We start from the raw sequence: 6,952 nt of genomic DNA, 5'->3' as shown, positions 1-6,952 counted from the left end.
GCCCTGATCAACAGCCGTATCAAGGACGGCACTGACCAGATGGGCGAGCAACTGAACAAGCTGATCGCCATCAATGCGGCCGACGCCAAGCAGGCCGACGAGGATGCCGGGCAAAGCTACGAAGGAGCGATCACCGGTGTGGTGGCGGTCTCCGTGGTGGCGGCATTGCTCACCGTGCTGCTGGCCTGGTTGCTGACCCGCAGTATCGTGACCCCGTTGCGCAAGGCTGTGGAAGTGGCTGAAACCATTGCCGCCGGCAACCTGAGCAAAACCATCGAGGACGATGGCAAGGACGAACCGGCACGGTTGCTCAGTGCGCTGTCGACCATGCAAGCCAGCCTGCGCCAGACCATCCAGCACATCGCCGGCTCGGCCACGCAACTGGCTTCGGCCGCAGAAGAATTGAGCGCGGTCACCGAGGAGGCCTCCCGTGGCCTGCAACAGCAGAACAATGAAATCGACCAGGCCGCCACGGCCGTCAATGAGATGACGGCGGCAGTGGAGGAGGTGGCGCGTAACGCGGTTTCCACCTCCGAGGCGTCCGGGCAGTCCAACCAGGCGGCGCGGGAAGGCCGTGATCGGGTGATGGAAACCGTCGGCGCGATCCAGACCATGACTCAGGACGTGCAGAACACCTCCGCGATGATCGAGGGCCTGGCCGCTCAGGGCCGGGATATCGGCAAGGTGCTGGATGTGATCCGCGCGATTGCCGAGCAAACCAACCTGCTGGCGCTCAACGCAGCGATTGAAGCCGCCCGTGCCGGCGAGGCCGGACGTGGATTTGCGGTGGTCGCCGATGAAGTGCGCGCCCTGGCCCATCGCACCGCGCAGTCGACCCAGGAAATCGAGAAAATGGTCGCCGGCATCCAGAACGGTACCGGGGAGGCGGTGCAGTCCATGCAACAGAGCAACCAGCGCAGCCAGACCACCCTGGAAATGGCACGTGCAGCCGGCGCCTCACTGGAGCAGATCACTGCGTCTATCAGCCTGATCAACGAACGCAACCTGGTGATTGCCAGCGCTTCGGAAGAACAGGCCCAGGTCTCCCGCGAGGTGGACCGCAACCTGGTCAACATCCGCGACCTGGCCACCCAGTCGGCGGCGGGCGCCAACCAGACCAGCGCGGCCAGCCATGAACTGTCGAGGCTGGCGGTGGATTTGAATGGGATGGTGGCCAGGTTCGTCGTCTAACTGCTGCCACAACACCCTGTGGGAGCTGGCTTGCCTGCGATAGCAATCTTACAGTCGGCACATCATGGATTGGCTTACCGCTATCGCAGCATAGGGATCTACACAACTTGGGCCGGTGCTGGACCTGTGGCGAGGGCGCTTGCTCCCGTGACGGACTGACAGCCGACGCTGATCTAACTGACGCGCCGCAATCCAAATGTGGGAGCTGGCTTGCCTGCGATGGCAGCCTTACAGCCGACCAGGATGTTGGATCTGACCGCGTACATATCCGTTCCTGCGGTAACGGCCACCGATGGTTCCGCTCTTACAGCGGGTCACTTTTGGAAAGGCCCAAAAGTAACCAAAAGGCCTTCGCCCCACCACTCGGCACCTCGCCTGCGTTCGGCCAGCGTGGTTTGACGGGGCGCTTCAGATCAAAAGCCAGATCAAGAGCGGCTCGCTTAGCATCGTGGTTACCGTCGATCGCTTCAGAGTTGTGTAGATACCTATGGCTATCGCAGGCAAGCCAGCTTCCACCTTTGCTCTTGTGTTGTGTCAGTGCCGCCATGCCCCTGGATTCACCAGGTTTACCGGCTTTTCGCCAGCCAATGCCGCCAGGAGATTCTCCACCGCACACTTGGCCATCGCCTCCCGCGTCTCATGGGTGGCCGAGCCGATATGCGGCGTGGCTACCACATTGTTCAACCGCAACAACGGCGACGCGTGATCCAGCGGCTCCTTTTCAAACACATCCAACCCCGCCGCGCGGATAGTGCGTTGCTGCAACGCCTGCACCAGTGCCGCCTCGTCCACCACCTTGCCTCGGGAGATATTGATAAAAATCGTCTCCGGCCCCATCAGCGCGAATTCCTCGGCGCCAATCAACTTCTCGGTCTCAGCGGTCAACGGCAGGGTCAGGCAGACAAAATCAGCCTCTTTGAGCAAGTCCTGCAAGCTGCGGTACTGCGCGCCAAAGCGCGCTTCAACCGCCGGCTTGGGCGAGTGGCTGTGGTAGATCACTGGCATGCCGAAGCCACAATGCCCGCGTTGGGCCAGGGCTTCGCCGATACGGCCCATGCCGATGATGCCGAGGGTCTTGCCATGTACATCGCTGCCAAAATGCGCCGGGCCGATGTTTTTGTTCCATTGGCCGGCGCGCACCATGTCGGCCAGCTCGACCACGCGCCGGGCGGTAGCCAGGATCAGTGCAAAGCCGGTGTCGGCGGTGGTTTCGGTGAGCACGTCCGGGGTGTTGCTGAGCAGGATGCCGCGTTGGGTCAGGTAATCGATATCGTAGTTGTCGACGCCCACCGAGACGCTGGCCACTGCTTCCAGCTTGGGTGCCAGGTCGAGCAACTGGGCATCCAGGCGCAGGCTTGCACCCAGCAGGCCTTGGGCGGTGGGGAGAGCATCGCGCAGCTTGGCCAGGCCGGTTTCATCCAGAGCATCAATCAGCGTGACGTCGACCTGCTCGTGCAGGCGAGCCATGAGCGGCGCGGACAGTTTTTTGTACAGCACGACAGATTTTTTCATGAGGTTTTTACCTTCAACTCCAGGGTTGGCGTCGGCGAGCGGTCACTGGCGCCGGGCTTGAGGAAAATCGTCAGCACCACGGAAAGCAGCAGCGCGCCGCTCATCAGCAGGTACGAAGCGCCGGGCGAGCCGGTGCTGCTGTTGAGGTAGCCCACCAGGTACGAGCCACCGAACGAGCCCAGGGCGCCCATGCTGTTGATCAGCGCCATGGCACCACCGGCGACGTTGGCCGGGAGGATTTCCGGGACGATGGCGAAAAACGGGCCGTAGGGTGCATACATGCAGGCCCCGGCGATCACCAGCAGTGTGTAGGACCACCAGAAGTGTTCGGCGCCCAGCACGTAGGACGCGTAGAAGGCAATCGACGCAATCAATAGCGGCGGCCAGACAAAACGCTTACGTTTCTGCAGCTTGTCCGAACCCCAGGACACCACGAGCATGCCAATCACCGCCGCCAGATAGGGCAGGGCCGAGAGCCAGCCGGCTTCGACCATGTCCATCTGCAAACCGGCCTTGAGGATTGATGGCAACCACAGCACGAAGCCGTACACGCCAATGCTCCAGCAGAAAAACTGCAACGCGAGAATGATCACCTTGGGCGAACGGAACGCCTCGGCGTAGTTTTTCACGGCCTTGATCCCCACCTGCTCGGCGGCGAGGGCGGTTTCCAGGCTGTGCTTTTCGGCGTCGCTCAGCCACTTGGCATCCTTGGGACGCTCATCGGCCAGCTTCCACCAGATAAACGCCCACAACACCGCCGGCAGGCCCTCGATGATGAACATCCAGCGCCAGCTGAAATGCTGCACCAGGTAGCCCGACACCACCGACATCCACAGCATGGTGACCGGGTTGCCGAGGATCAGGAAAGTGTTGGCCCGTGAGCGTTCGGCACGGGTGAACCAGTGGCACAGGTACACCAGCATGGCCGGCATCACGGCGGCCTCGACCACCCCGAGCATGAAGCGGATGACGATCAGCATGTAGGCGTTGGACACCACGCCAGTCAGCGTCGCCAAGCCGCCCCAGAGGATCAGGCTGACGAAGATCAGTTTCTTGACGCTGCGCTTTTGCGCGTAGATCGCCCCCGGCACCTGGAAGAAAAAGTAGCCAAGGAAAAACAGCGCACCGAGCAGCGAAGACATGCCTGGCGTGATCATCAGGTCTGCGGCCATGCCGGACGCGGCGGCGAAGCCGTAGTTGGCGCGGTCGAGGTAGGCCAGGCTGTAGGTGATAAACACGATAGGCATGATGTACCACCAGCGACGGGTGGCGAGTTTCACGGTTTCCATGGGGTTGCTCCTGAGCTTGTTGTAGTTGTGGCAACAGGTAATGGGTCACGCAACGGATCGGGTGGGTAATTCAGCGCGGGTCGGCAAACCTTCCATATCGCCACGGCTCTGCACGGCGCGGCTGCCGATCCAGTTACCGCGCTGTACGGCCTCGGGGAAGCTCAAGTTTTCCAGCAGGGCGCTGATCATGCCCACGGCAAAGCCATCGCCGGCGCCCACGGTATCCACGACCTTGGCCACCGGTACGGCGGCGACAAAACCCTGGTCCATATGGGTGCGGTAATAGGCGCCCTCGGCGCCGAGCTTGATCGCCACGGCTTCGGCGCCCTGGTCGAGATAGAACGCGGCGATGTCTTCCGGGTCGTCAAAACCGGTCAGCAGGCGACCTTCGCCCAGGCCCGGCAGGACCCAGTCGGCCAAAGCAGCCAGCGCATTGATTTCGCGGATCATCTGCGCCTGGCTGGCCCACAGGGACGGGCGCAGGTTCGGGTCGAACGACACACTGCGTCCGGCCTTGCGCATTTGGGTCATCAGCTCGAACGACAGTGCGCGAGTGGCATCGGACAGCGCTGGCGGAATGCCGGTGGCGTGCAGATGGCGGGCTTGCAGCAGCGTCGGGTGGATGGCATCGATGGACAGGTGGCTGGCCGCCGAGCCTCTGCGAAAGTACTCAACTTGAGGGTCGGCGCCGGCCTCTTCCCGGGATTTGAGTTGAAAGCCGGTGGGGTGCAGTGGGTCGACGGCCACATGGCGGCAATCGAGCCCCTCTTTGCTAAGGGTATCGACCACAAAACGCCCGAGGGAGTCGTTACCCACGCGGCTCAGCCAGGCCACGTTGAACCCCAGGCGCGACAGGCCGATGGCGACGTTGCTGTCGGCGCCGGCAATGCGTTTGTGAAACTGCCCGACCTGCGCCAGGTCGCCGGTCTGTTCGGCGACAAACATCGCCATGGTTTCGCCAAACGACAGGATATCGAGCTCAGACATGGGCGTTCTCCACATGGGGTTGGCCAAGGCGGGCCAGGGTCGCGACCTGTTGCGCGGTGACTTCGGTCAGGTCATCGCCCTGCAACGGAAATTCCACTGCCCGGGTAATACCTTGAGTCATGTGTTTAAGCAGTTGTTCCCACAGATGCAGGTCGGTGGCGCCCGGCGGCAAGGCGACGAGCTTGCCATCGGCGCGACGGGCCACGGCCTTGCAGTGCAGGTAATCCACATGCCGGCCCAGCAACCGCGCAGCAGTGAGCGCGGACTGGTCTTGCCACTGCCAGTTACCGATATCGAAGGTCATTTTCACCGGCAGGCCCAGGCGTTCGACTTCGGTAAAAAACCGTTGCATCGGTTCAATGCGCCCACCGTGCAGGGTCTGGTCGTTTTCCACCAGCAGCTTGACCGGGTGGCGATTGAGCAAGGCGTGCAGGCTTTCCAAGTCGTTTGTGTCGGTGAAGTAACCGAGGGACACCTTCAGCCAACCCGAGCCAAAGGCCTGGGCGCGGTCCAGGGTAGCGGCCAGCTCGGCATTGGGCTGGGCACGGCCGGCGACCCAGAGTTCCAGGGGCGAGGAAAACACGCTGTCCAGGCCTTGCGCGGCAGCGGCCTGGGCCAGGGTGGCGGGGTGTTCGTCGGTCAGCAGCTCCTCACGCCATTCAATGCGCTGGGCACCGGCAGCGCAGAGCAGCGCGACAAAACTCAATTGGCCCTGCTGGCGAACCAGGTCGGCGCCGTAGCTGGAAAGGCTGATGGAGACGGGGTATTTATGCATTGTTGTTTACCTCTGAAACCGGTTTCATTTTTATCGACAAGAACACACTGACTGTTTGTGGCGAGGGAGCTTGCTCCCGTTTGACTGCGCAGCAGTCACCGGCTCTTGGCGGCGCTTCGCACCGCAGCGGGAGCAAGCTCCCTCGCCACAGTAAAGCCAGGGTCATAAGGGGGCGTCGAGCCGCGGATAATCAGCTCGGGTAAAAAATCCAGGGTGCGGGTGGGGGCGGTATCGCCGCGCAGGCGCTTGAGCAAACAGTCGAAGGCGCTGGCGCCAATCGCTTGCGTCGGTTGGGCGAGGGCGGTGATGCCGTTGCCCACCAGCGGGTACCAGTCCAGGTCATCCAGGGCGATCAAGCCCACCTCGCCGAACAGGTCGCAGCCCAGCGCCTTGAGCACCCGGGTGCAGGCCAGTGCGGCCACGCCGTTGGCGCAAAACAGTGCCTTGGGGCCGGGTTTGGCGAGAAAGGCTTGCAGACGCTTTTCCAGGTTGCCATCCAGTTCAACCACGGCGCCTGTCAACGCCGGGCGCTTGGCAATTTCGTGATTGAAACTCTCCAGGCGCTCCAAACGTGAACTGGTGCCGTCGGTGGTCTCGCTTACGAGCAGCACGTCGCGGTAACCCTGCAGCTCCAGGTGTCCCACCGCCATGCGCACCGCCGCCGGGTTATCCAGGCCCACCAGGTCGCTGTGCAGCGGCGCGACCTTGCGGTCCACCAGCACCAGGGGCATTTCCTGTTGCAGCTCCAGCAGTTGGTCGAGGTGATGGCCCAGGGTGTTCACGATCAAGCCTTCGATGTTGTACGAGCGCAGCGCCGCCAGGTGTTGGCGCTCCTGCTCGTCATCACGGTCGGTGTTGCACACCACCAGGCTGTAGCCATGCTGACGGCAGGCGGTTTCGACGCCGTGCATCACGGCGATGGAATAGGGGTTGCGGATATCGGCCACCAGCATGCCGATCAGGCGCGTGCGGCCACGTTTCAAACCACGGGCCATCTGATTGGGGCGGTAGCCAAGCTGTTCGATGGCTTGCTCGATGCGCAGCGCGATCGCGTCGGAGAGCAGGGCGCGGTCATCGCCGATAAAACGCGACACGCTGGCTTTGGACACGCCGGCGCGTTGAGCGACGTCGAGCATGGTGACACGGGTGCGCTGGGCGGCGGAAAAAGGAGTCACGGTCGCGGGCCTTTCTTATTGGA

At 62.6% G+C, this 6,952-nt stretch carries 6 protein-coding genes; 1 reads left to right on the top strand and 5 read right to left on the bottom strand.

Features of this window, described 5'->3' with window-relative positions:
• Positions 1-1,191: methyl-accepting chemotaxis protein (locus tag APH41_RS21960; RefSeq protein WP_054921485.1), on the top strand; the 1,191-nt coding region annotated here is incomplete at its 5' end.
• 534 nt (positions 1,192-1,725) lie between these two features.
• Here APH41_RS21960 and APH41_RS21955 read toward each other — a convergent pair.
• The 5 genes from APH41_RS21955 to APH41_RS21935 all read right to left on the bottom strand — a co-directional run bounded on the left by APH41_RS21955 (position 1,726) and on the right by APH41_RS21935 (position 6,929).
• Positions 1,726-2,703 (bottom strand): D-glycerate dehydrogenase, encoded by a 978-nt coding sequence (locus tag APH41_RS21955; RefSeq protein WP_054921483.1) that lies wholly within the window; start codon positions 2,701-2,703, stop codon positions 1,726-1,728.
• Positions 2,700-3,992, bottom strand: a complete 1,293-nt coding sequence (locus APH41_RS21950; RefSeq protein ID WP_054897474.1) for an MFS transporter — start codon at positions 3,990-3,992, stop codon at positions 2,700-2,702. Before APH41_RS21950 ends, APH41_RS21955 begins: the two co-directional genes overlap by 4 nt.
• Before the next feature lie 45 nt (positions 3,993-4,037).
• Positions 4,038-4,979: a sugar kinase gene (locus tag APH41_RS21945; protein ID WP_054921481.1), complete on the bottom strand. Its 942-nt coding sequence runs from the start codon at positions 4,977-4,979 to the stop codon at positions 4,038-4,040.
• Positions 4,972-5,754 carry a sugar phosphate isomerase/epimerase gene (locus tag APH41_RS21940; protein WP_054921479.1) on the bottom strand — a complete coding sequence of 261 codons (783 nt, stop codon included), beginning with the start codon at positions 5,752-5,754 and terminating at the stop codon, positions 4,972-4,974. Before APH41_RS21940 ends, APH41_RS21945 begins: the two co-directional genes overlap by 8 nt.
• A 95-nt stretch (positions 5,755-5,849) precedes the next feature.
• Positions 5,850-6,929 carry a LacI family DNA-binding transcriptional regulator gene (locus APH41_RS21935; RefSeq protein ID WP_275668964.1) on the bottom strand — a complete coding sequence of 360 codons (1,080 nt, stop codon included), beginning with the start codon at positions 6,927-6,929 and terminating at the stop codon, positions 5,850-5,852.
• Positions 6,930-6,952: the final 23 nt, after the last annotated feature.

This window comes from Pseudomonas sp. NBRC 111138 (assembly GCF_001320835.1).
Lineage (GTDB): Bacteria > Pseudomonadota > Gammaproteobacteria > Pseudomonadales > Pseudomonadaceae > Aquipseudomonas > Aquipseudomonas paracarnis.
Note: the sequence above shows the minus strand (reverse complement) of the source record. Positions and strands in the feature narration are given on the sequence as shown.

What these genes read in the sequence shown, in the direction of transcription:
- APH41_RS21955 (WP_054921483.1), bottom strand. Translation starts at nt 2,703, where the DNA reads ATGAAAAAATCTGTCGTGCTGTACAAAAAACTGTCCGCGCCGCTCATG.
- APH41_RS21950 (WP_054897474.1), bottom strand. Translation starts at nt 3,992, where the DNA reads ATGGAAACCGTGAAACTCGCCACCCGTCGCTGGTGGTACATCATGCCT.
- APH41_RS21945 (WP_054921481.1), bottom strand. Translation starts at nt 4,979, where the DNA reads ATGTCTGAGCTCGATATCCTGTCGTTTGGCGAAACCATGGCGATGTTT.
- APH41_RS21940 (WP_054921479.1), bottom strand. Translation starts at nt 5,754, where the DNA reads ATGCATAAATACCCCGTCTCCATCAGCCTTTCCAGCTACGGCGCCGAC.